The following is a 21,657-nucleotide window of genomic DNA, read 5'->3' as shown; positions in this document are numbered from 1 at the left end:
GGCGGCAGCCGGACGTGGGGAGATCCGGCGCCGCCGGAGGGACGCTGGCAGGAACAGTTGCCGGGGGCCCGCGATAGATATAGCTGTAAGAGGCCGCTGGAGTCATCCGTTCGCCGCGCCGGAGCCGATGGGCGTCACCTACACCGACGAAACCGACTATCCTCGCCTAACGAAGGCGGTGCAGTGGTTGATCGCGATCAACGTCGCGATCTACTTCCTGCAGTTGACGGTCGTTGGTGCCCAGAACATGCTGCCGGCGCTCGGCTTCTCGGCCGACGACCTGTCGCGCTCGTGGTGGACGATCGGCACCTACATGTTCGTGCACGGGGGCTTCTGGCACCTCGCACTCAACATGTACACGCTCTACATCTTCGGCCCCCGCGTGGAGCATGCGTGGAGTGCCGGGGAGTTCACGCGCTTCTATCTCCTGTGCGGCCTGGGCGGGTGGTTCTTCCACCTCCTCTTCGCGCGCGACTCGCTGCTGATCGGCGCCTCGGCTGCGGTGCTGGGGGTGACGCTCGCCTATGCGACGCGCTGGCCCGAGGACGAGGTGTACCTGTTCGGCGTGCTGCCACTCAAGGTGAAGTGGATGGTGGCGCTGCTGGTGGTGATGAACCTCGTGGGCGGGATGGCCGAGTCGCACGGTGGCGTGGCGTACCTCGCGCACCTGGGCGGGCTGGCGGCGGGGTGGCTGTACCTGCGCACGTCGTCGGGGAGCGCGGGGATCGACCGCTTCAAGCAGCGCGTCTCGCCGATTCCCGACATCCCCGACGAGACGCCGCGGGCGATTCCGCGCTCGTTGCCGCGCGCCCGGGAGAAGGGGAACGAGATCGACGAGATCATCGCGCGCAGCAATGCCGCGGTCTCGCGCCGGCCGGCGCCGCAGGCCCCGCCGCTCGGCGCCAAGGGCGTGAAGCGGATGAGCGACATCGACCTCGTCCTGGACAAGATCTCGCAGCAGGGGATCGAGAGCCTGACTACCGACGAAAAGAAGATGCTCGAGGAGATGTCGCGGGAGTTGCGCGACGGCGCCTGATCTTCGGGCGCGCGCGGCCTTGGGCGGCGCGAGGTTGGTGCAGTGTGTGAGACCGAACGAGGGGGTCCTCTTCGGGCGCTCCGAGACCACTCGGGGGCCCTGCGAGGACCCCCTCGTTCGGTCTTCGACCACCAGTCGCTCGTGGCGGCGTCGGATCGGGCGAGCGAGGTCTGGTTTGGTCCCGCGACTCGTTGGGTTGGACTGACCACAAAAGAAGAGCCCCCCGGTTGTACCGGGGGGCGAGTGCCGTCGCGCCGTTCTCGCGTCGGCAACGGCCGGCGCAAAGAGCGCCAACCTGAAAACCAAGCTACGGGTGAAAACTTCGCGTGTCCATAGGTACGACGGACGCGCCGGTTCGGGGGTCACATCCGATGGTGGCGGCTCATAGGGAGCGAGGGGGCAAGGGCATGGTACTACCCCGCGGCCCGAGGGATGGCCACCTTTCGAGCCATGCCGCAACCTGAACTGCTGGAGACGTTTCCGAACCCGTACCCCGGGCGGAACTACGAGATCTTCATGACCACGCCGGAGTTCACCTCGCTCTGCCCGATCGGGGGGATCGAGACGGACGCGGCGGAGCTTGCCCTGCTCAAGGGAGGGGCGCCGGACTTCGCGACGATCAACATCACGTACATCCCGGACGAGGTCTGCCTCGAGCTCAAGACGCTCAAGCTCTACCTCTGGAGCTTCCGGAACGATGGGATCTTCTACGAGCGGGTGGTGAACCGGATCCTCGACGACCTGTCGGAGCGGGCGAAGCCGAGGTGGATGCGCGTGGTGGGGGATTTCAACGTGCGCGGCGGGGTGAAGTCGATCATCACGGCCGATTATGGGGTGCGGCCCGGCTAGGGGCTGCCTGGGGGACCCGGTCGTGGGGCGGGGCGGGCGAGGGGGGCGTAGTCGCCCCCCTCGCCCGCCGGCCACGTGGAGGGTGCGCTGGCGCCGGGTTGCTGGCATACGGTTGGGGCACGGGCGCGGCACAGCATGAGTCGGGCACGAGGCGGAGTAGAGCGCGGACGCGGGCGGCGGGCTTCCGATGGGGGGCACGTCGCCTTCCTGTTTCGGGACTGGGCGGGAAGGGGGCGGGCGTCGCGCGGCTCTCCTTGAGGCTCAACCCCAAGCGCAATCCGAGGCGAACCCCGAGGCTCAACGGGAGCGACGGGGCGGCGTATGATTGGGCGGACTCTCACCCTGGCCCCCTTCCGAATGCGTCGAACTCTCCTTGTTGGTGCCGTAGTGCTCATCCAGGCGGCGTGTGCTCGTCAGGCGACGCTTGGGACGAATGCGAACGTTGCAGCTGGGGGCACGGGGGTGGAGGTGCCGTCGCTGGATGCGATACGTGCGGATGACCTGAAGCGGGACCTCTTTGCGCTCGCCGGCGACGCGATGCGCGGACGCGAGGCGGGGACGCTCGATGAGCTGCGGGCGAGCGGGTGGCTCGTGGAACAGGTGCGGGCGATCGGGCTCGAGCCGGCGGGCGAAGACGGGACGTACTACCAGTGGTGGCCGATGCGGCGCATCCGGCAGTCGGATGCGAGCGTGGTGCGCGTGGGCGGGGAATCGCTCAAGCTCTGGCGAGACGTGGTCGTGCCCTCGGCGGTGGACGCCAACGTCGACCTGCCGATCGTCTTCGTGGGGCGCGCGACGGATGCGGAGCTGGCGGGGGTGGATCTCACCGGAAAGGCCGTCGCCGCTTTGATCGTGCCGCCCCCCAATCCGCCGGGTCGCAACGTCTCGCTCTCGGCGTGGCGATATGCCGGTGCCGCGGTGCGCGCGCAGTCGGCGCGCCTGACGAGTCGCGGCGCCGCGGCCGTGGTGCTCGTGGCCGACTCGGTCGTGGAAGGAGCGATCGAGTTCTACGGTGCGGTGTCGGCGCGCGGGACGTACGGGCTCGACACGGCCGGGGCCGTGACGCGGCCACGTGCGGCGGCGCCGGTATTGCTGGTGCGGCAGCGGATGCTTGGGGCGCTGCAAGCCACCGGCGCGCGGCTCTCGGCGATGCTCACGAGCGAGAGCTTCACGTATCCCTCCGTGAACATCGTGGCCAAGCTCCCCGGGAGCGACGCGACGCTGCGCAACGAATACGTGCTGTTCAGCGGACACCAGGACCACGACGGCGTGCGCTTCCCGATCGATGGCGACTCGATCTGGAACGGGGCCGACGACAACGCGACGGTGAGCGTGGCGATGCTGGCGATTGCCCGCGCGTGGAAGCAGCAGCCCAGCAAGCGCTCGGCGCTCTGGGTGTGGCATGGCGCCGAGGAGCGGGGCTTGTTAGGCTCGCGCTGGCATGCGATGAAGCCCATGGTGCCGCGCGACCAGATCGTCGCGGTCCTCAACGCCGACATGATCGGGCGCAACCACCCGGACTCGGCATCCTTGTTAGGCATCCAGCCGCCGCACCGCAACTCGAGCGACCTGGTGGCGCACGCGCTGCGCGCGAACCAGCTCACGGGGCGCTTCACGCTCGATTCGCTCTGGGACCGGCCGACGCACCCCGAAGGGTGGTACTTCCGCAGCGATCACCTGCCGTACGCACGGCTCAATATCCCGGCGGTGATGTACTCGACCAACCTGCACCCGGACTACCACACGCCGCGCGACAATCCGGACCGGATCGACATCGACAAGCTGCGGCGCATGACGCAGTGGATGTATGCAACGGGGTGGCTTGTGGGGACGGCGGCGGCTCGGCCGAGGGTTGACGCGGGGTTTCGGTTGGAGCGTTAGGCGTTTTCGTGCGCGGTGCTCGTTCGTGGGGCGGGGCGGGCGAGGGGGGCGTAGTCGCCCCCCTCGCCCGCCTGCCACTTGGAGCGCGCGCGGACGCCATGCGTCGTCGTACGGTTGGGTGGCGTGGGGAGCAGGGGCAACGGACGACGCGGCGGGCTTCCGTTGGGAGGCCCGCCGCGTTGTTGTTTGGGGACTGGGGCGAAGGGAAGTCGGGAGGGTGCGGTGCTGGTGCCTACCTGGCGATCTCCTTCACTTCGAGTACACGGAGCTCCCCGAGCTTCAGTGATTCAATCGCCGGGCGGATCTTGGACAGGTCGCCCACCACCACCACCGTCGCATGATCGGGGGTCAGGTACTGGCGTGCGACGCGCTGCACGTCGGCGGCGGTGACGGCGCGGACGCGGGTGGCGTAGGCGGACAGTTCGCCTAACGGGAGCGAGAAGGTGGCGAGTTGCGCGATGGAGGCGGCGACCTGTGACGTGCTCTCCAGCGAACCGGGGAGTGCCAGCTCCACGTAGGCCTTGGCGCGCTGCAGTTCGTCGTCGGGGACAGTGGCGTCGCGGACGCCGCGAAGCTCCTTGAAGAACTCGACGAGCGACGAATCGGTGACGTTGGTGCGCACGGCGGCCGAGGCGACGAAGGGGCCGGGGACGGGGCGGAAGGCGAAGCGTGAGCTGGCGCCGTAGGTGTAGCCGTGGGTCTCGCGCAGGTTCATGTTGAGGCGCGAGGTGAACGACGCGCCCAGCAGGGTGTTCATGACCATGAGCGGGGCGTAGTCGGGCGACAGGCGGTCGACGCCGGGCCAGCCGATGGTGATCACGGACTGGGCGGCGTTGGGCTTGTCGACCAAGTAGACGCGCGTGCTCGTCTCGCGGCGCGCGGCGACGGTAACGGGGGCCGCCGTGGCGGCGGTACCGGTGGCGGCCCACTCACCCAGGCGGCGGGCGAGCTGGGCGCGGGCGTCGCTCGCATCCAGGTCGCCGACGATGACGGCGCTGGCGCGTTCGGGGCGGACGGCGCGCGTGTAGAAGGCGCGCACCGCGCTGCTGTCGAACGCCGCGACCGAGGCCGAGTCGCCGCCGGCACTATTGTGGTAGGGGTGCCCTGCGGGGTAGACGATGGCGTTGAAGGCCAGGTCGGCGAGTGCGTTGGGTTGGTCGCGCTGTTGCAGGAGGGTGGCGAGGCGCAGGTCGCGCTGGCGACGCACCTCGGCGGCGCTGAAGGTGGGGCGGCGGACGACGTCGGCGAGGAGGTCGAGCGCCGGCCCTAACGAGCGCACGGGGACCTTGAGGGCGACGAAGAGGCGGTCCCAGTCGGCGCCGGTCTGGAGTTGTGCGCCGAGGAAGGCGAGTTCGGCCTGGAGGGTGGCAGCGTCGCGGGTTCCGGCCCCCTCGTCGAGCATGTTGGCGGTGAAGGCGGCGATCCCCGGGGTGGCGCCGTCGAGGCGCGAGCCGCCGGGGAAGGAGACGATGACCTGTACGAGCGGGAGTTCGCGCTGCTCGACGACCTGGAGCGCCATGCCGTTGGGCAGGCGGGCGCTGCGCACGGCGGGGACGGTGAGGGTGGCCGGGGCGCCTAACGTGGGCGGGCGCTCGCGCACGAACTGCTGCGCGGTGATCGTGGCCGGGGCGAGCGACACCGCCGCGAGCGCGCCGAGCCTGGTCAGCGTGACGACGAGCGGGGTGGCGCATCGCCCGGCGCATGCGCGGCGCGCGGTGCCGCACGTGTTGCGGCTGTCGGGCACGATGTGGCGGGTCATTGCACGGCCTCCCGCGTGGCGGCGAGCGACTGCTTGCCCTTCGGGACGATGCTGAGCATGACGCGGGGGGCGATGAGGTACCGGGCGACGACGCGCTTGATGTCGTCGGCGGTGACGGCGCGATGGCGATCGAGATCGCGCTGGAAGTAGTCCGGCGTCCCCGTGTAGTAGTAGTACTCGTTGAGCTGCTCGGCCTTGGCGTTCACGAATTCGAGGCGGTTGAGGAAGCCGGCCTCGATGGCGTTGCGCGCCTGCTCGAGCTCACGCGCGGTGGGGCCGTCGGTGGCGAGGCGGCGGATTTCCTTGTCGATCGCCCCCTTGAGCACGTTGAGCGTCACGCCCGGGCGTGCGGTGGCGGTGATGCCGAAGTCGCCGTCGAGCTTCTTGGAGTCGTTGTTGGCGAAGACGTCCTTGGCCACTTCCTGCTCGTAGATGAGCGCGTTGGTGAGTCGGGCGTTGCGCGCACCGCTCAGGACCATGCGCGCCACGTTGAGTGCGGCGTCGTCGGCGTGATACTGCGGCACGGAGCGCCAGGCCAGGTACAGCCGGGGAAGTTGCACCTGATCCTCGGCGACCATCACGGTGTCGCGCACGGTGAAGGCGGCGGGGGCCGGACGCGTGATGGCCGGGCCGCGCGGGATGTCGCCAAAGGCCTGGCGCATGGCGGCGCGCACCGAGTCGCCCTTGACGGCGCCGGCCACGACGATGACGGCGTTGTTAGGCGCGTAGTAGCGACGGAAGAAGTCCTTCACGTCGTCGAGCGAGGCGGCCGAGAGGTCGGCCATGGAGCCGATGACCGGCCAGGAGTAGGGATGTCCCGCCGGGTAGAGCGCGGGGGAGAGCAGGTCCTCGGAGATTCCGTAGGGCTGGTTCTCGACGCCCTGGCGTCGCTCGTTCTTTACGATCTCGCGCTGGGCGTCGACCTTGGTGCCATCCATCGTGGGGAGGAGCCACCCCATGCGATCGGCTTCGAGCCAGAGCATGAGGGGGAGCGCGTTGGACGGCCCCCACTCGTAGTACGACGTGCGGTCGTTGTTGGTGGTGCCGTTGTTACTGGCGCCAGCCGACTCGAGGAGGCGGTCGAACTGCGGATACGGCGCGTGCTCGGAGCCCATGAACATCAGGTGCTCGAAGAGGTGCGCGAAGCCGGTGCGCCCGGGCTTCTCGTCGCCCGAGCCCACGTGAAACCAGACATTGGTGGCCACGGTGGGGACGGAGTGATCCTCGTGGACGATGAGGGTCAGGCCGTTGGGGAGGGTGTCGACGGTGGCTGGGACGCGCAGTTTGGGGGCAGCGCCTTGTGCCGCGATGGACGCTGGCGGGATCACGGCGAGCGCCGCGAGTGTTGCGAGAGCAGTACGGATGCTGAGAGGCATGGCCGGGGTTTCGTGAGTTACTCTCAAACTGGCGAGGGTAAGACACCGATGGGAGCCCGCAGGTGCGCAGCGCGCGCAAGAGGTGACGTGGCGTCGTGGACGCGCGGCGGGAATGGTGCTATCTCGATGCGAGAGGCGAGCGGGGCGGGATTCACGGGGCGTGCCAACGGGACGAGGCAACGAGATGACGTCAGCGAACATGCCGGACGTGGTCGAGGCGCTGGTGCGGATGTCGCCCATCGGGATGGCGATCTTCGACCGCGAGATGCGCTTCGTGCGCATCAACGCAATCCTCGCGGAGATCAACGGGTTATCGGTCGAGGCGCACCTGGGGCAACGGGTGCAGGAGCTCCTGCCCGACCTGGCGGCCGTCGTGGAGCCGATCCTGACGCGGGTGCTCGAGCAGGGCGAGCAGATACGCGCGATCCCCGTGTCGGGGCACACGCCCTCGCAGCCGGGTGTGCTGCGTCAGTGGGAAGGGACGTACCTCCCGCTCGAGGTCGGGGGAGAACGCCTGGCTGCCGTGTACGTCGAGGAGCGCACACTGCAGCTCGCCGCGGAACGCGCGCGCCGCGAACAGGCGGAGGAGTTCACCGCGGTGGCGCAGGCGCTCCCGTTAGGCATGCTGGTCATCGACCCCTCGGGGCGGTACCTCTATGCCAACGCCCCGGCCATGCGCCTGCTCGGCATGACGCTGGAGGAGGCCGGCGGGACGGGGTGGCAGCAGCGCATCCATCCAGACGACCGTGAACGCGTCGCCGCCGGGGTCGCGCGCGTGCGGCAGGCTCGCGGGTCGTTCGAGAGCGAGCACCGGCACGTGGAGGCGGATGGCGGGGTGACGTGGGTGCGCACGTCGACGTTCGGCATATGGGACGGCGATGAGTTGCGTCGTCTCGTGACGCTGCTCGAGGACGTCACCGAGCGCCGGCGCGACGCCGAGGCGCTGCGCGAGAGCGAGCTGCGATTCCGCACGATCGCCGAGGCCGCGCCCATCGGAATTCTCCTCAGCGACGCAACCAGCCGCGTGCTGTATGCGAACGCGGAGACCGAGCGCATCACCGGGCGGACGGCGGCAGCGTTGAGCGAGGGTGGGTGGGCCGATGTGGTGCACCCCGAGGACCTGCCGCGACTGGTCGAGACGATGCAGCGGGACCACGAGCCGTCGGCGGGATTCGCGGTGGCGTTGCGCGTCGTGCGTGGCGACGGCTCCGTGCTGCGGACCGAGGCACAGGCGCGCAACCTGTATGTGGATGGCGTGCGCACCGGGCGCCTGACGCTGGTGTCGGATGTGACCGAGCGGTACCGGATGGAAGCCGCGCTGCACGAGAGCGAGGAGCTGTTCCGGGAGCTGGCCGAAAACATCGACGCGGTGTTCTATCTCGCGCGCCCCGATGCTACCGGGGTGGACTACGTGAGTCCGGGGTTCTGGTCCATCTGGGGACGGACGCCGGCCGAGCTGCAGGAGCAGCCGGAGCTGTGGATGGATGCGATTCATCCCGACGATCGCGCGGGCGTGCACGAGGCGTTCTCTCGCGACCGAGCGGGATTCCACGCCGAGTATCGCATCGTGCGTCCAGATGGGAGCGTGCGCTGGATCTCGGACCGAAGCTTCCCGGTGCGCAACGCCGAGGGCGAGCTGGTGCGCATCGCCGGTGTGGCCACCGACGAAACGACGCGGCGCACGCTGGAGACGCAGTTGCTGCAGGCGCAGCGGCTGGAGAGCATCGGGCGCCTGGCCGGCGGGGTGGCGCACGACTTCAACAACCTGCTCACGGTGATCCTGAGCCACGCGGCCTTCGCGCGGCAGGATACGGCACAGGCCGACGAGGATCTCGCAGCCATCGAGCAGGCCGGGGCGCGCGCCTCGGAGCTGACGGCGCAGCTGCTGGCCTTTGCGCGGCGTCAGGTCATCGAGCCGCGCATCATCGACCTCAACGTGCTCACCACGCAGATCGACCGCATGCTGCGGCGCCTGATCGGCGAGCACGTGCAGCTGGAGACAGTACTCGAGCCGCAGCTCTGGCCCGTGCGCGTGGACCCGGCGCAGATGGAGCAGGTGCTGCTCAACCTCGCGGTGAACGCGCGCGACGCGATGCCTAACGGGGGAACACTCACGCTGGAGACGGCGAACGTCGTGCTGGACGCCGGGTACGTCGCGTCGCATGCCGACGTGCAGCCCGGCGAGTACGTGATGCTTGCCGTCAGCGACAACGGCGAGGGGATCGATCCGGCGTTGCTGCCGATGATCTTCGAGCCGTTCTTCACGACCAAGCCGAGCGGGGTGGGGACCGGGCTGGGGCTGGCGACGTGTTATGGCATCATCCGGCAGGCCGGGGGGCACATCTGGGCGTATTCCGAGCCGGGCAATGGGGCGACGTTCAAGCTGTACTTGCCGCGTGCGCTGGGGGCGCTGTCGGATGTGGCGAGCGGCGGGCCGGGGAAGCCGGTGCGCGGCAACGAGACCGTGCTGCTGGTGGAGGACGACGTGAGCGTGCGGGCGATCGCGGTGCGGGCGCTGCGCGCACAGGGGTTCGTGGTGCTGGAAGCGGGGGATGGCATCGAGGCGCTGGAGGTGGCGCGCCAGCACAGTGGCGAGATCCACATCCTGGTGACCGACGTGGTCATGCCGCGGCTGGGGGGGAAGGAGCTGGCCGAGCGGCTGGTGGCGGAGCGGCCGCAGATCAAGGTGTTGTTTGCGTCGGGCTATACGCGGAACGCGATCGTGCACCAGGGGGTGCTGGAGCAGGGGACGCAGTTCCTGCAGAAGCCGTATGTGCCGGCGAGCCTGACGAAGAAGGTGCGGGAGGTACTGGACGGTGGGGGGAGTTCGACGTGATTCCTGCGTCCTGTTCCATTGGGTGCGGGGGGCGTTTACATTCCCCGGTCCGTTCCGGGGGCGGAGGTGGGTCGTCGGGATGGTGGAGTGCGGCTAGGTAGCTCAGTTGGTAGAGCAGCGGACTGAAAATCCGCGTGTCGGCGGTTCGATTCCGTCCCTAGCCATTTTCGGGGAAAGTCAGCAAAGACAATGGGTTAAGAGAACGGGCCGCCGAAGCGAAATCGGCGGCCCGTTGCGTTAGGCGGTGTGTTGAATTGGGATGGTGGAGGCAAGAGGTACACGGAGATCCAAACGCTGGCGCTTCCCCACTCACGCGCCGAGGAGGGCCGCGGGCACCACCGCGATTCCATCCGCGCGACGATACGCCTGCTCTCCTGTTGTCACGATGACGGCGTCGACCAGATCGTCCCCAAGCTGCTCCCGGAGCCAGAGCAGATGCCGCACGTCGCGATCGTCGACCGATGCACTGAGCTTGACCTCGATCCCGAGAACACGACGGTCGGCGCGTTCGACGATGAGATCCACCTCGTGCCGACCGTCCTGCACGCGCAGGTGGCGCACGTGCGCTTCGGCCGACTGCGCATACACGCGCACCGACTGCGTCACGAGCGACTCGAAGAGCTGACCGAAAAGCGTGCCATCTCGAGGTGCGTTCGTCGCGCTCGTCCCCCCACGCACACCGCCGAAAAGCAGGGAGGGCTCGCCGGCGAGCAGCGCCCCCTCGTCCACGCCAAGCAGGCGGGCCGCGAGCGCAGGGTCAGCGAGATGGTGTCGTGGTGCCTGACCGAGCCGCGCGAGGTGATTGCGGGTCGGGATCCAGCCGGGCAGCGGGTCGAGTACGTAGAGCCGCTCCAGGACCTCGCGATACGTCAGGATGGTCGGCTTGGTTGCCGTCTGGCCATCGCCGCTGGTCGCCGCATCCCGGATCTTCGCGAGCGTCGTCGTCGTCGCGCTCGCCGCGGCGTACGCGGTCATCCAGCGCCGGAGGGCGTCTGGCTTTCGAACGGGGTGCCCCGCTTCGCTGAAGTCGCGGTTCACCACACGCTCCAGATAACCGTCAAGCTGCGCGCGTCGCGCACGCCCATGGAGGCTTCGAATGCCGGGGAAGCCCGATGCGACGATCTCGGCGGCGTACTGGGCGAGATCGACCTCACTTGTACCGGAGACGTCGGGACGATCCCCGCTCAGCAACTTCGCCAGACTGACGGTCGCCGCTCCGAGCCCACGCTCGGCGAGGGACATCGGTCGCATGCGAACGGACACGATACGGCCTGCTCCGGTATGGGGGCGGGCGCCCACCTCATCATCGGCCGGAACCGCGGAGCCCGTCAGGAGGTACCGCCCAGGACTTGCCCCCTCATCGACGGATCGCCGCACGGCATCCCACACTTGTGGGAGGCGCTGCCACTCATCGATCAACACGGGGGGCGACGCCTGCAATGCGACCCTAGGGCTGGCGCTCACCAGCTGCCGCTGCGCCTCGTCATCCAGGTGGTAGATCGTCTTCGCGCGACGTTCGGCGGTCGCCGTCTTGCCGACTCCCTTCGGCCCCTCGAGCGCCACCGCGGCGAGACCGCTCATCAGCTCGTCGAGTTCCGCTTCGACGATTCGGGGCGAATAAGTCGTCATGCACTCCACGGGCCGAGGGGGCAGGCCTGCTGACAGCGGACCTGCCTGGTCAATTGCATCGCTTATATTTTCCCATTCACACGGCAGATGCTTTCCCTTTTGCACATATTCTATTTGCCGTTGCACACGTTCGCAAGCCGACAGACGAGGCGCACTGCCCACGTCTCATTCGCAATCGGGGATTGGGTCTGGCGCGCGGCGGGGTGACAGACCATCACGTGGACCGCGATCGCTCAGGGCACGTTCCCACCTGCTCGATGGCTCTGCCCCCCGCGCCGAACCCGACTCGCACAGGAGCCCAGATGAAGAGCTGGCGATTCTGCGCGCCCAACCGCCCACAGATGCACACCCAAGTCGCCATCATCGGCGCCGGCCTCGCCGGCTTGCAGGCCGCCCGCCTCTTGCACGCGGCGAAGGTCGACTTCGTGCTGCTCGAGGCCCGTGATGACCTCGGCGGGCGGATCCTGACCGTCGACGATGCCGGTCGCGCTGCCGCCGACGGCTTCGATCTCGGGCCCTCCTGGTTCTGGCCGCAGATGCAACCGGCCATGGCCGACCTGGTCGCGGAACTCGCGCTCCCCGCCTTTGCGCAGTCGAGCGACGGCGACGTGCTCTTCGAGCGCATGTCGCGCGAGGGGGCACAACGTTACCGCGCCCTCGCGCAGGAGCCGCAGAGCTTCCGCCTGGTGGGCGGCACCGCGGCGCTCGTGCGCGCGCTGGCGCGCGAGCTGCCCCCGACGCAGGTGCAGCGCGGGGCACGCGTCACGGCGATGACGCTCGTGCGCGATGGCGTCGAGCTGACCATTCGGCGCGCTGGTACATCGCGACACTCGTCAGGCGACTCGTCAGGCGAAGGGTCAACGACGGGTCCAGCAACACGCCCCGGGTCGGAGACCGAGACGCTCGTCGCCGCGCAGGTAATCGCCGCCGTCCCCCCGCGGTTGCTCGACGCCACGGTGACGTTCGCGCCCGAGCGGGACGCGGCCAACGTGCGGCGCTGGCGCGAGACGCCGACCTGGATGGCACCGCACGCCAAGTTCTTCGCGATGTACGACCGGCCCTTCTGGCGCGAGGCGGGGTTGTCGGGGACCGCGCAGAGCATGGTGGGGCCGATGCCCGAGATGCACGACGCCACCTCGGCCTCGGGACAGGCGGCGCTCTTCGGCTTCGTTGGCGCGAGCGCCGACGAGCGGGCCGCACTCGGCACGGAGGCCCTAACCAGGGCGTGCCTCACACAGCTCGGGCGGCTCTTTGGCGCCGAGGCGTCGCGCCCGCGCGCTACCCTGCTCAAGGACTGGGCGGCCGACCCCCTGACGGCGACGGCGGCCGATCGTGTGGCGGGCGGGCATCCGATCCCGGATCCGACCCCGTGGGTGACGGGGCCGTGGCAGGAGCGCCTCACGCTGGGCGGGAGCGAGACGAGCTTGAGCGAACCCGGGTATCTGGCTGGCGCGGTGGTCGCGGCGAGGGCGGCGGTTGCCCGGGTCTGGCATGTACGACACGTGCCAATCGAAATCGGAAAACCGGGGTCAGGACCAACGGCAGATTCCCGTTGACCCTGACCCCGATTCATCCCGGTTCACACCTGCTCAATCTCAGTGCTTGAGATCCCGCACGCGCGGTGAGTCGTTCCCATATCTGTCCTTGTCGCGGATCCGTCCGTCGGGGCGGTGAATCACTACCTCGCTCCCACGGGCCTTTGCCTCCACGATCGCCAGGCGAATGGCCTCCTCCTGCGTGGTGGGCTCGGTGAAGAGCTTCGCTCCACCGGCGATGCGAGCGATGAAGGCCCCGGGCGTCCCCGCGGGGACCACGTGCACGTTGCGGCGCTCCTTGCGAGACATAGGAATTCCCTCCAGATGAAGTGATGGTCTGCTGGCGTGTCGGGCACTGGCGTTAGGCGACCTTCGCCACCGGCGCGTCGGGGGTAATGGAGCTCGTCGGCGTTCCGCCGCTCGGTGCGGTGCCGCCGTTCGGCGTCCCTCCGCTCGGGGTCCCTTCGCTCGGCGCGGTGCCCCCCTCGCCCCCCGGCACCACCTCCACCACGCCCTTGCGCATGAAGCGCGTGATCGAGCGCCACTCCGCCAGCTGGTCGCTCTGCCCGCGAAGGCGCGGCACCACCATGATGTCGAGGAGGCGAAGCAGATCACGCCCGCGCGTCAGCTCCTGCAGCATCCCTGCACTCGCCGCCGACCGGCGGGCTGGGTGCGGCGGCCATTGCCCTCTCACTCGTCGTGGTCCTGCTCGGGACCGGACCGCTCGCCGCCCGCCTCGTGAGCCTGGGGTTGGGGGTCGGGCGTCTAGGTTACTCGGTCTTCTGGTTAAGGGCCGGTTTCCGCGTGCCGTCGCTGGGGAGCACCGGGGCCGCCAAGGAATCGCTAGCCTGGCTGGCGATTCCCGCGTCGGGGATGGTCGTGGCGTCGACTGCAGCGGTGGCACTCCTGATCGTTGGCGCGATGATGCGCCGCGACGAGTCCTTGCGATGAACGCCTGAGCTACGCCTGACGCACGACGGGAGTACTGGACAAGACAGCCCGTTGCACCTGGACCTGCGCCGCCGCCTCACCCCCAACGCCGGCTACCGCGCGATGGGCGTCTTGTCGCGTGTCCGGGGGGACGGGGGAACCTTTGACCCCCTCCGTGGCTTGCCCCTCGCGCGCGCCGTCGAGTGCGCCGCGCCGCCCCGACCAACGGCCATCACGACTGATCGACCCACCGTCCCGATACATGCCAGCACTTGGATTCCTGACGCGCCAACGGCTGCGTCGCTGCTTCCGGGCACTGCCGTTGCTGCTCTCGCTCTGGTCGGCTGTCGCCGCGGCGCAGGGCGACGCAGCGCGCGTGCGCGGAACGATCCGCGCGCAGTCCGGTCGCCCGCTCGCCGACGCACGGGTCGCGATCATCGGCGGCGACTCGACCGTCACCGACGGGCAGGGGTCGTTCGTGCTGCGCGTGGCGACCGGGCGGGCACTCGCCCTTCGCGTAACGCGCGCAGGCCATGTTCCAGATTCGCTCGTCCTTCCTCCCTTGCTGGCCGGGGGCGAACACCGCCTGGCGTTGACCCTCACGCCGCTCGCGCAGCTCGCGGTGCAGCAGGTGGTGGCCCCGCCCTCTCGCCCGCTGCTCAACGCGTCGGACGCGGCCACCGGCGGTGTGGTGGAAGGGGTCGAGCTGCGGGCGCTCCCCACGGAGGGGCGTGACCCCATCGCGTTAGGCTTCACGATCCCGGGGGTCGCACAGGCTCGAGGCTTCTTCGGCGACGCGCCGCGCCTGAGCATCAACGGTGGCAACTCGCTCTACACGCAGTACACGATCGATGGGATGGACAACAACGAAGGGTTCCTGGGCGGACCGCGCGTGGAGTTTCCGCTCGCCGCGCTCGCTCGGCTCGAGGTGCTGGCCAACTCCTATTCCGCCGAGTTCGGACGCAGCCCGAGCGGGGTGGTGAATTACGAGACGCGCACGGGCGGCGAGCGATGGACGGGCGAGTTGTTCGCCTACAATCGCCCCGGGATCCCGTTCGATGCGCGCTCCCCCATCGTGCCGGGAGGCGAACGTCCCGCCGACTTCCGCCGCGCGCAGGATGGCTTTCGGCGTACCCAACTTGGTGGAGGATGGGGCGGGCCGTTGCGGCGCGGCACCACCTACGGCTTTGGCGCGCTGGAGTACAGCAACGAGAACCAGGATCGCATCAGCTCCACGGCGCGTGCGACCTTCCTGGGGCGCGAGCTGCGGGAGACGTGGAAGGTGGCGGGACGCATCGACCACGGCTGGTCGCCCGACCAGACGACGACGCTGCGCTTCGCCATGAGCCACGCCTCGCGTGCGGGTGAGGGGAGCGGGATCGTGGCCCCGGAGGCCGACATCACGACGATCCGCGCCGGAAGCATCAGTGGGGTGACGCACCGCAGCGCGTGGCGCGGCGGGCGCTCGAGCAACGTGGCCGCACTGCAGCTGGCGACTTACCGGTGGGACTTCCCGCCCACGCGCAGCAGCTTCAATACGCCACAGGTGACGATCCTCGACCGCGACTCGATCCCGATCGGGATCGTGGGGTCGAGCAACTTCATATTCGATGAGCAGGAGCTGCAGTGGCAGTTCCGCGACGTGATGGAACACCACCTGGGGCGCGCGCACACACTGCGCGCCGGATTCGACGTGGCGCTCTCGTCGTTCCAGCTCACGGGCTCGTCCACCAATCCGTCGGGTTCGTACGAGGTCGTGAACAACGGCAACATCCCGAGCGTCAACGGACGCTATCGCTTCGCCGACATCCCATCCGACGTCTTCGTGCGCAGCTACACGATCGATGCGGCGCAGAAGCAGGTGGACCTCACGCAGGGGCTGTACGGCGTGTTTGTCGAGGATCGCTGGCGCCCGACCTCGGCCCTCACCATTCGCGCGGGGTTGCGCTGGGACTACGACGACCTCACGAGCCGCGGGGAGAGTTCGGCCGACCTCGACAACCTGCAGCCCCGCCTGTCGATCAACTGGCTGGCGTTGCCGGGGACGGTCGTGCGCGGCGGCGTGGGGCGTTTCGCCGGCAAGCTTCCGTATGCGGTCTATTCCGACGCGGTCCAGTTTGGCCCCGACGGCAACCAGACGGTGACCTTTCGCGGGGCGCAGGCGCCGCGCTTTGGGCAAGGGCCGCGCGCGGTCGACCTCGACCGGAGCGCGTTGCCGCCACGGGAGATCCGGGAGCTGTTCGCGTTAGGGATCGAGCAGCCGATAAGCTCGCAGGTGACGCTGGGGGTGCAGCAGCAGCTCGGCGCTCGCGCCAGCGCGAGCGTGGACCTGGTGTGGGTCGACACGCGCGACCTGCCTCGCTCGTGGGACCTCAATGCGCAGCGGCGCCGCATTGCGGCTGGCGACTCGGTGGGCGTGCCGGTGGCGGTGGGTGACGCGTCGCGCCCGGTGGCGCCGGTGTCGGGTGGATATCGCCGGCTCACCACCACCGAGTCTGGCGGGCGCAGCACCTACGCCGGGATGTACACGGCGCTGCGTTACGACCTCACCGAGACGCTGGTGCTCGATGCCAACTGGGTCTGGTCGCACGCGATCAGCAACACCGAGGACATCAACTTCAACGCGACGCAGGGGAACGACTTTGACGCCGAGCGCGCCGACGCCAACAACGATCGTCGGCACAAGGTGACGGCGCGCGCGACGTGGCGCACCTTGCGGGGGCTCACCATGAGCGGCATCGTCGACTACCAGACGGGGATGCCGCTCAACCGGGTGGCGTTCTTTCGTGACCTCACGGGGAGCGGCGGCACGTATGGCGATGGATTCATCGGGAACTACCAGCGGTTCTTCGGCGTCCCTCGCAATGGGGAGCGGCTCCCGTCGGCGCTGCTGGCGAACGCCAGCGTGGCGTATGACCTGCGCGTCGGGGGCTCGACGGTCACCGTGCGCGGCGAGGCGTTCAACGTGTTCAACCGGCTGAATTACTCCGGCTTTCCCACCGGCCTTGGCGGTGGGGGGTCGGCGACGCAGGTGGGGCGACCGGGCGACCCGATCACCTACACGACGGCAGCGCCTCCGCGACAGGTGCAGTTCTCGGTGGCATGGCGGTACTGAGCGCAAGCACGCCGCGCGCGACCACGCGGCGCACGATTCTGCGGTGGCTGACGGCGATCGCACTACCGTGCGGTGCGGTCGCGTGCGGCGCTGCGGCTGGCGATCGCGCGGGCGAGGATCGTCTGTCACGCGAGGCCGGGGCGGCCGACGTTGCCGCGCTCGACTCGCTCCCGTGGGATTCGGTGGTGGCGCGCGCTCGCGGGACGACGGTGACCTGGCGGATGTGGCGCGGTGATCCGTCGATCAATGCCTACGTGGATGGCTGGGTCGCGCCGCGGCTGCGTGAGCGCTTCGGCATCTCGCTGGAAGCGGTGGACGGGCAGGGGGCGGAGCTGGTCAATGCGCTCGTGGTCGAGCGTGAGGCGGGGCGCACGCGCGGGACGGCCAGCCTGCTCTGGATCAACGGCGAGACCTTCGCCAGCCTGCGACACGAACGGCTGCTGGCGGGGCCCTTCGCCCAACGGCTCCCCAACGCACGGTTCGTCGACAGCGCGTCGGCGATCATCGCACGCGACTTCGAGCAGGAGCCGCTGGGGTTCGAGTCGCCGTGGGGAACGGTGCAATTCGCCCTCATCTACGACAGCGTACGCACACCCACGCCGCCGCGCACCGTGGCCGAGCTGCGCGCGTGGATCCTCGCACACCCCGGACGCTTCACGCACGACCAAGGCTTTGCCGGCGCGACCTTCCTCAAGGGAGTGATGTATGCCCTCTCCGGGGGAGTGGCCACCTTTGCCGGTGGATTCGACTCGACCCGTTACGAGGCGGGGCGTGACACGCTCTTTGCCTGGCTCGCGGGAGTCACGCCGTCGTTCTGGCGCCGCGGCGAGACATATCCGCCTGACGTGGCGGCGATGCATCGGCTCTTTGCCAACGGGGAGATCGACTTCTCGATGTCCAACAACCAGAACGAGGCGGTGACGAAGGCGCGGCAGGGGGTGCTGCCGCCCACCGTGCGCGCGCTGGTCCTGCGCGACGGCATGATCGCGAATACGCACTACGTCGGGATCCCCGCCTCGGCGCCTAACGCGGCCGGGGCGATGGTCGTGGCCGACTTCCTCCTCTCCCCCGAGGCGCAGCTGGAGAAGGCGAAGGTGGACGTGTGGGGCGATGGCACCGTGCTGGCGACGCACACGTTGCCGCCGGAGTGGCGCGCCTCGTTCGCTGCGCTCGACGGCGACCCGCGTGCCGTGCCGCGCGATACGCTCACTCGTTATGCGCGCCCCGAGGTGGCCCCGGCGTATCACGAGCGCCTGTTGCGGGACTGGCGACGCCGCTTTCGCACGGGCGGTCCGTGACCTCGGCGCAACGCGCGCCGCTGGTGGCGATCGCCGTCCTCGCCGGGCCAGTCCTGGTGGGTGGGGGGTACTCGCTCGCGGCGAGCCTCGGGCTGGTGGGGGCGGGGAGCAGCGGCTTCACGGTTGCCACCTGGCTCGAGCTCCTGCGTGCGGGCGAGACGTGGCGGAGCGTGGGGTGGACGCTGCTGACGGCGGGGGCGGGGACGGCGCTGGCCTTTGCCGCGGCGGTGACGGTCGCGCGCGGAGCGGGAGGGAGCCTGCTGGCGCGTCAGCTGGCGCTCATCCCGCTCGCGTTGCCGCACGTGGCGGGGGCGCTGGCGGCACTCCTGTTGTTGGGGCAGAGTGGCTTCCTCTCGCGCGCGGCGCATGCGGTCGGGTGGATCGATGGGCCGGCGGAGTTTCCGGCGATGGTCTACGACCCGGCGGGCATCGGCCTGACGCTGGCCTTCGCCTGGAAGGAGTTTCCCTTCCTGCTGCTCAACGCCATCGCGGTGCTCGACTCGCGCGATCGCACCCTCGAGGAGACCGCCCGCTCGTTGGGGGCCGACGCGTCGCAGACATGGCGGCGCGTCACGTGGCCGCTGCTGTGGCGCGGGATGGCGCCAGCCGTCATCGCCGTCTTCGCCTTCCTCGTGGGGCAGTATGAGATGGCGGTGCTGCTGGCGCCGAGCGATCCGTTGCCGCTGTCGATGCTGACGCAGGAGCGCGCGGTCGATCCCGACCTCGCGCGTCGCGGGGCGGCGCACGCGCTGTCACTCCTGGCGTTGCTCCTGACGATGGTGCTGGTGGTGGTGCACGAACGCGTGACCGCATCCGATGCCGGGGGGCACGCATGAGGGAGCGCCGGCCCGCCGTGTCGGCCGCGGTCTGGTTCGTCGTGCTCGCGGCGGTGAGCCTGGCCCCGGTGGCGCTGCTCGTGCTGCGCGCCTTGGCCCGGACGTGGCTCTACCCGACGCTGTCGCCAGTTGTGGCTGACGGGAGTGCCCTCGCCGCCGTGTTGTCGCTGCCGCGCCTGCGTGGCGCCCTCGTGGCGAGCCTGCTGCTGGCGCTGGGGACGGGGGTGCTGGCGACCGCAATGGGATGTGCCGCGGGGCGCGCGCTGGTGCGTGCACGCGGCGGCTGGCGACGCGTGGCGACGGCGGCGGCCTTCCTGCCGGTCGTGGCCCCTCCCATCGCCCTCGGCGTGGGGATCCAGGTGGTGGCGTTGCGCCTGGGGCTGGGGGGGACGCTGGGCGGGGTGATGCTCGCGCACCTGATCCCGGCTGCCGGCTACGTCACGCTGTACTTCGTTGGGGCGCTGCAGGGGGAGGACTTTGCGCTCGAGGACGAAGCGCGCACGTTGGGGGCGACGCGCTGGCAAACGACGTGGCGCGTGACGATCCCGGTGCTGCGCTCACGGCTGCGCGACGCCTTCGTGCTCGGCGCCCTGGTGTCGTGGGGGCAGCTCGCGCTGACGCTGCTGGTGGGGGCCGGGAGCATTCGCACGCTCCCGGTCGAGCTGCTGTCGTATGTGCGGGCCGGGGATGACCGGCTGGGGGCGGCAGCGGCGTTGGTGCTGGCGGTCCCGCCGTTGTTGGCGATGGGGGTGGTCGGCCTCGGCGCGCGTCGCACGGGGGCGGTGGCATGAGTGCCGACCAGGCGCCACCGCGCCGAAAGCGTCCCGAGGCAGGGCTCACGATCGCCGGGCTCGGCGTGCGCTTCGGCGAACGCGACGGGTTGGCCGACATCACCTGCGAGGTTGCACCTGGCGAACGTCTCGCGCTGGTGGGGCCGTCGGGGGTGGGCAAGACGTCGTTGCTGCGCACGGTGGCCGGACTCGTGGCGCCGCTGCGCGGGACCATTCGCGTGCAGGGGCGCGCGGTGGAGGCGCTGCGGCCAGAGCAGCGTGGCATCGTGTACCTGCACCAGGCGCCGGCGCTCTTTCCGCACCTCCATGTGCTGGACAACATCGCCTTCCCGATGCGCTTGCGCGGGGTGGGTGAGGAGCAGGCACGCGTCGAGGCGCGACGGTTGCTGGCGCGCGTCGACCTTGCCGGATTTGCCGAGCGACGGGTGACGGCGCTGAGCGGAGGGCAGAAGCACCGCGTCGCGCTGGCGCGGGCGTTGGCGGCGACGCCGGATGTGCTCCTGCTGGACGAGCCGTTCGCCGCGCTCGACCCGGCGCTGCGTCGTGAGGTGCGCGATGCCGTGGTGGCGCTGCTCGACGCGAATGGCCCCGCGGTGGTGGTGGTCACCCACGATGTGGACGAGGCGGTGCAGTTTGCGCACCGGATGGCGGTGCTGCTCCCGTCGGGGCTGGCGCAGGTGGACGCGGTGGCGACGGTGCTGCGCCGACCGGCGTCGGTGGCGGTGGCGCGCTTTCTCGGGCTGCCCAACATCGTCGTTGGCGAGGTGGACGATGCGGGGCATTTCACGAGTGCCCTTGGTGCCGTGCCGACCACGGCCGCGCGCGGCCCTGCGACACTGGTTGGTGCTGCCGACGCCTTGAGCGCGCGTCCCTGTTCCGAGGGAACCGGGGTCGTCGAGAGCGTGCAGATGCGGGTGCAAGGGAGCGTGCTCGTGGTGCGGTGTGCTGCAGAGCGACTGATGGCGACGCCGGCGCCGGGCACGACGATCGCAGCCGGCGATCGGGTGGCGTTGTCGGTGGCGGCAGATCGCGTCTCAGTGCTCTCCGAAGGAAACGCGCCAATGGGTTCGCACGCACAACCCGCCGGGACGCGAGCTGCTGCTGATGTTTGACGACTTGTTGCGTCGGCTCAAGGACCGGTGGTTCGCACCGCTCGCCCGTGCGCTCGGGCGAGGGGTGACGCCGATGATGGTGACGCTCGCCGCACTCATCGCCGGGGTGGCGACGGCATGGGCGATCGTGCAGGGCGCCAACGCGCTGGCGTTGGGGCTGTGGATAACCAACCGCGCGCTGGATGGACTGGACGGCACCCTGGCGCGCGTGCAGGAGACACAGTCGGACTTCGGGGGCTACACGGACATCGTCCTCGACTTCGTCGTCTACGCGATCGTGCCGATGGCCATGGTCGTTGCAGCTGCCGAGCTCCGCACGGCGATGGCCGGCGCCTTCCTCCTCGCCACCTTCTTCGTGAATGCGGCGTCGTGGATGTACCTGGCGGCGATCCTCGAACGCCGCGACGCGGGGGCGTCGAAGACGGGTGAGCTCACGACGGTGACGATGCCACCGGGGATCGTGGCGGGGACGGAGACGCTCGTGCTGTACGCCGCCTTCATTGCCTGGCCAGCCTGGCGGGCCGAGGGGTTCGTGGTGATGGGGGGGCTGGTGTTGCTCAACGTGGTGCAGCGGCTGTGGTGGGGGAGGCGTCACCTGCGATGAGCACACAAGGCTCGGGGTGCGCCGGATGGGGTGACGGGTTCCGTCTGTGCAGATGGAACTCTTTGGCGGG

17 protein-coding genes and 1 tRNA gene are annotated in these 21,657 nt (G+C 69.7%); 13 read left to right on the top strand and 5 right to left on the bottom strand.

What is annotated here, in order from left to right:
- Positions 1 to 127: 127 nt before the first annotated feature.
- The 3 genes from IPN47_18630 to IPN47_18620 all read left to right on the top strand — a co-directional run bounded on the left by IPN47_18630 (position 128) and on the right by IPN47_18620 (position 3,766).
- A complete protein-coding gene (locus IPN47_18630; GenBank protein ID MBK9410018.1) occupies positions 128 to 1,036 on the top strand; it encodes a rhomboid family intramembrane serine protease in 909 nt (302 codons plus the stop codon).
- Positions 1,037 to 1,486: 450 nt separating this feature from the next.
- Complete coding sequence (queF, locus tag IPN47_18625; protein MBK9410017.1) at positions 1,487 to 1,885, top strand: NADPH-dependent 7-cyano-7-deazaguanine reductase QueF; 399 nt, start codon at positions 1,487 to 1,489, stop codon at positions 1,883 to 1,885.
- 357 nt (positions 1,886 to 2,242) lie between these two features.
- Positions 2,243 to 3,766 (top strand): M28 family peptidase, encoded by a 1,524-nt coding sequence (locus IPN47_18620; protein MBK9410016.1) that lies wholly within the window; start codon positions 2,243 to 2,245, stop codon positions 3,764 to 3,766.
- A gap of 232 nt (positions 3,767 to 3,998) precedes the next feature.
- On the opposite strand, the gene IPN47_18615 is transcribed toward IPN47_18620, so the two are convergent.
- Both IPN47_18615 and IPN47_18610 read right to left on the bottom strand, forming a co-directional pair.
- The gene (locus IPN47_18615) at positions 3,999 to 5,525 is read right to left on the bottom strand and encodes an insulinase family protein (GenBank protein ID MBK9410015.1); all 1,527 of its coding nucleotides are present in this window, start codon (positions 5,523 to 5,525) and stop codon (positions 3,999 to 4,001) included.
- A complete protein-coding gene (locus IPN47_18610; GenBank protein ID MBK9410014.1) occupies positions 5,522 to 6,901 on the bottom strand; it encodes an insulinase family protein in 1,380 nt (459 codons plus the stop codon). The genes IPN47_18615 and IPN47_18610 overlap by 4 nt, the downstream gene beginning before the upstream one ends.
- Positions 6,902 to 7,085: 184 nt before the next feature.
- Between IPN47_18610 and IPN47_18605 the strand changes: the two genes are divergently transcribed.
- A complete protein-coding gene (locus IPN47_18605) occupies positions 7,086 to 9,737 on the top strand; it encodes a PAS domain S-box protein (protein MBK9410013.1) in 2,652 nt (883 codons plus the stop codon).
- Between the two features lie 91 nt (positions 9,738 to 9,828).
- Positions 9,829 to 9,901, top strand: a tRNA-Phe gene (locus tag IPN47_18600).
- A gap of 145 nt (positions 9,902 to 10,046) precedes the next feature.
- Here the strand turns inward: IPN47_18600 and IPN47_18595 are convergent.
- Complete coding sequence (locus IPN47_18595) at positions 10,047 to 11,366, bottom strand: ATP-binding protein (GenBank protein ID MBK9410012.1); 1,320 nt, start codon at positions 11,364 to 11,366, stop codon at positions 10,047 to 10,049.
- A gap of 341 nt (positions 11,367 to 11,707) precedes the next feature.
- Here IPN47_18595 and IPN47_18590 point away from each other — a divergent pair, with 341 nt between their 5' ends.
- Positions 11,708 to 12,922 carry an FAD-dependent oxidoreductase gene (locus tag IPN47_18590; protein MBK9410011.1) on the top strand — a complete coding sequence of 405 codons (1,215 nt, stop codon included), beginning with the start codon at positions 11,708 to 11,710 and terminating at the stop codon, positions 12,920 to 12,922.
- Between the two features lie 39 nt (positions 12,923 to 12,961).
- On the opposite strand, the gene IPN47_18585 is transcribed toward IPN47_18590, so the two are convergent.
- Both IPN47_18585 and IPN47_18580 read right to left on the bottom strand, forming a co-directional pair.
- A complete protein-coding gene (locus tag IPN47_18585; GenBank protein ID MBK9410010.1) occupies positions 12,962 to 13,210 on the bottom strand; it encodes a DUF2188 domain-containing protein in 249 nt (82 codons plus the stop codon).
- Positions 13,211 to 13,262: 52 nt separating this feature from the next.
- The gene (locus IPN47_18580) at positions 13,263 to 13,541 is read right to left on the bottom strand and encodes a hypothetical protein (GenBank protein ID MBK9410009.1); all 279 of its coding nucleotides are present in this window, start codon (positions 13,539 to 13,541) and stop codon (positions 13,263 to 13,265) included.
- A gap of 59 nt (positions 13,542 to 13,600) precedes the next feature.
- Between IPN47_18580 and IPN47_18575 the strand changes: the two genes are divergently transcribed.
- The 7 genes from IPN47_18575 (at position 13,601) to IPN47_18545 (ending at position 21,587) form a co-directional block, all read left to right on the top strand.
- Entirely contained in the window at positions 13,601 to 13,852 is a 252-nt protein-coding gene (locus IPN47_18575) for a hypothetical protein (GenBank protein ID MBK9410008.1), read from the top strand.
- A gap of 241 nt (positions 13,853 to 14,093) precedes the next feature.
- Positions 14,094 to 16,946: a TonB-dependent receptor gene (locus IPN47_18570; protein ID MBK9410007.1), complete on the top strand. Its 2,853-nt coding sequence runs from the start codon at positions 14,094 to 14,096 to the stop codon at positions 16,944 to 16,946.
- Positions 16,934 to 18,244 carry an ABC transporter substrate-binding protein gene (locus IPN47_18565; protein ID MBK9410006.1) on the top strand — a complete coding sequence of 437 codons (1,311 nt, stop codon included), beginning with the start codon at positions 16,934 to 16,936 and terminating at the stop codon, positions 18,242 to 18,244. The genes IPN47_18570 and IPN47_18565 overlap by 13 nt, the downstream gene beginning before the upstream one ends.
- Positions 18,241 to 19,080 (top strand): ABC transporter permease subunit, encoded by an 840-nt coding sequence (locus IPN47_18560; protein ID MBK9410005.1) that lies wholly within the window; start codon positions 18,241 to 18,243, stop codon positions 19,078 to 19,080. The genes IPN47_18565 and IPN47_18560 overlap by 4 nt, the downstream gene beginning before the upstream one ends.
- The gene (locus IPN47_18555; GenBank protein ID MBK9410004.1) at positions 19,077 to 19,871 is read left to right on the top strand and encodes an ABC transporter permease subunit; all 795 of its coding nucleotides are present in this window, start codon (positions 19,077 to 19,079) and stop codon (positions 19,869 to 19,871) included. The genes IPN47_18560 and IPN47_18555 overlap by 4 nt, the downstream gene beginning before the upstream one ends.
- Positions 19,868 to 20,983: a heme ABC exporter ATP-binding protein CcmA gene (ccmA, locus tag IPN47_18550; protein MBK9410003.1), complete on the top strand. Its 1,116-nt coding sequence runs from the start codon at positions 19,868 to 19,870 to the stop codon at positions 20,981 to 20,983. The genes IPN47_18555 and ccmA overlap by 4 nt, the downstream gene beginning before the upstream one ends.
- Positions 20,976 to 21,587 (top strand): CDP-alcohol phosphatidyltransferase family protein, encoded by a 612-nt coding sequence (locus IPN47_18545; GenBank protein MBK9410002.1) that lies wholly within the window; start codon positions 20,976 to 20,978, stop codon positions 21,585 to 21,587. The genes ccmA and IPN47_18545 overlap by 8 nt, the downstream gene beginning before the upstream one ends.
- The last annotated feature ends 70 nt before the right edge of the window (positions 21,588 to 21,657 follow it).

Source organism: Gemmatimonadota bacterium (genome assembly GCA_016719105.1).
Taxonomy (GTDB): domain Bacteria; phylum Gemmatimonadota; class Gemmatimonadetes; order Gemmatimonadales; family Gemmatimonadaceae; genus SCN-70-22.
The sequence above is the reverse complement of the archived record's forward strand: the minus strand, read 5'-3'. Positions and strand labels throughout refer to the sequence as shown.

What these genes read in the sequence shown, in the direction of transcription:
- IPN47_18545 (MBK9410002.1), top strand. Translation starts at nt 20,976, where the DNA reads ATGTTTGACGACTTGTTGCGTCGGCTCAAGGACCGGTGGTTCGCACCG.
- IPN47_18580 (MBK9410009.1), bottom strand. Translation starts at nt 13,541, where the DNA reads ATGCTGCAGGAGCTGACGCGCGGGCGTGATCTGCTTCGCCTCCTCGAC.
- IPN47_18605 (MBK9410013.1), top strand. Translation starts at nt 7,086, where the DNA reads ATGACGTCAGCGAACATGCCGGACGTGGTCGAGGCGCTGGTGCGGATG.
- IPN47_18570 (MBK9410007.1), top strand. Translation starts at nt 14,094, where the DNA reads ATGCCAGCACTTGGATTCCTGACGCGCCAACGGCTGCGTCGCTGCTTC.
- IPN47_18630 (MBK9410018.1), top strand. Translation starts at nt 128, where the DNA reads ATGGGCGTCACCTACACCGACGAAACCGACTATCCTCGCCTAACGAAG.
- IPN47_18620 (MBK9410016.1), top strand. Translation starts at nt 2,243, where the DNA reads ATGCGTCGAACTCTCCTTGTTGGTGCCGTAGTGCTCATCCAGGCGGCG.
- IPN47_18565 (MBK9410006.1), top strand. Translation starts at nt 16,934, where the DNA reads ATGGCGGTACTGAGCGCAAGCACGCCGCGCGCGACCACGCGGCGCACG.
- queF (MBK9410017.1), top strand. Translation starts at nt 1,487, where the DNA reads ATGCCGCAACCTGAACTGCTGGAGACGTTTCCGAACCCGTACCCCGGG.
- IPN47_18590 (MBK9410011.1), top strand. Translation starts at nt 11,708, where the DNA reads ATGCACACCCAAGTCGCCATCATCGGCGCCGGCCTCGCCGGCTTGCAG.
- IPN47_18595 (MBK9410012.1), bottom strand. Translation starts at nt 11,366, where the DNA reads ATGACGACTTATTCGCCCCGAATCGTCGAAGCGGAACTCGACGAGCTG.
- ccmA (MBK9410003.1), top strand. Translation starts at nt 19,868, where the DNA reads ATGAGTGCCGACCAGGCGCCACCGCGCCGAAAGCGTCCCGAGGCAGGG.
- IPN47_18555 (MBK9410004.1), top strand. Translation starts at nt 19,077, where the DNA reads ATGAGGGAGCGCCGGCCCGCCGTGTCGGCCGCGGTCTGGTTCGTCGTG.
- IPN47_18585 (MBK9410010.1), bottom strand. Translation starts at nt 13,210, where the DNA reads ATGTCTCGCAAGGAGCGCCGCAACGTGCACGTGGTCCCCGCGGGGACG.
- IPN47_18610 (MBK9410014.1), bottom strand. Translation starts at nt 6,901, where the DNA reads ATGCCTCTCAGCATCCGTACTGCTCTCGCAACACTCGCGGCGCTCGCC.
- IPN47_18615 (MBK9410015.1), bottom strand. Translation starts at nt 5,525, where the DNA reads ATGACCCGCCACATCGTGCCCGACAGCCGCAACACGTGCGGCACCGCG.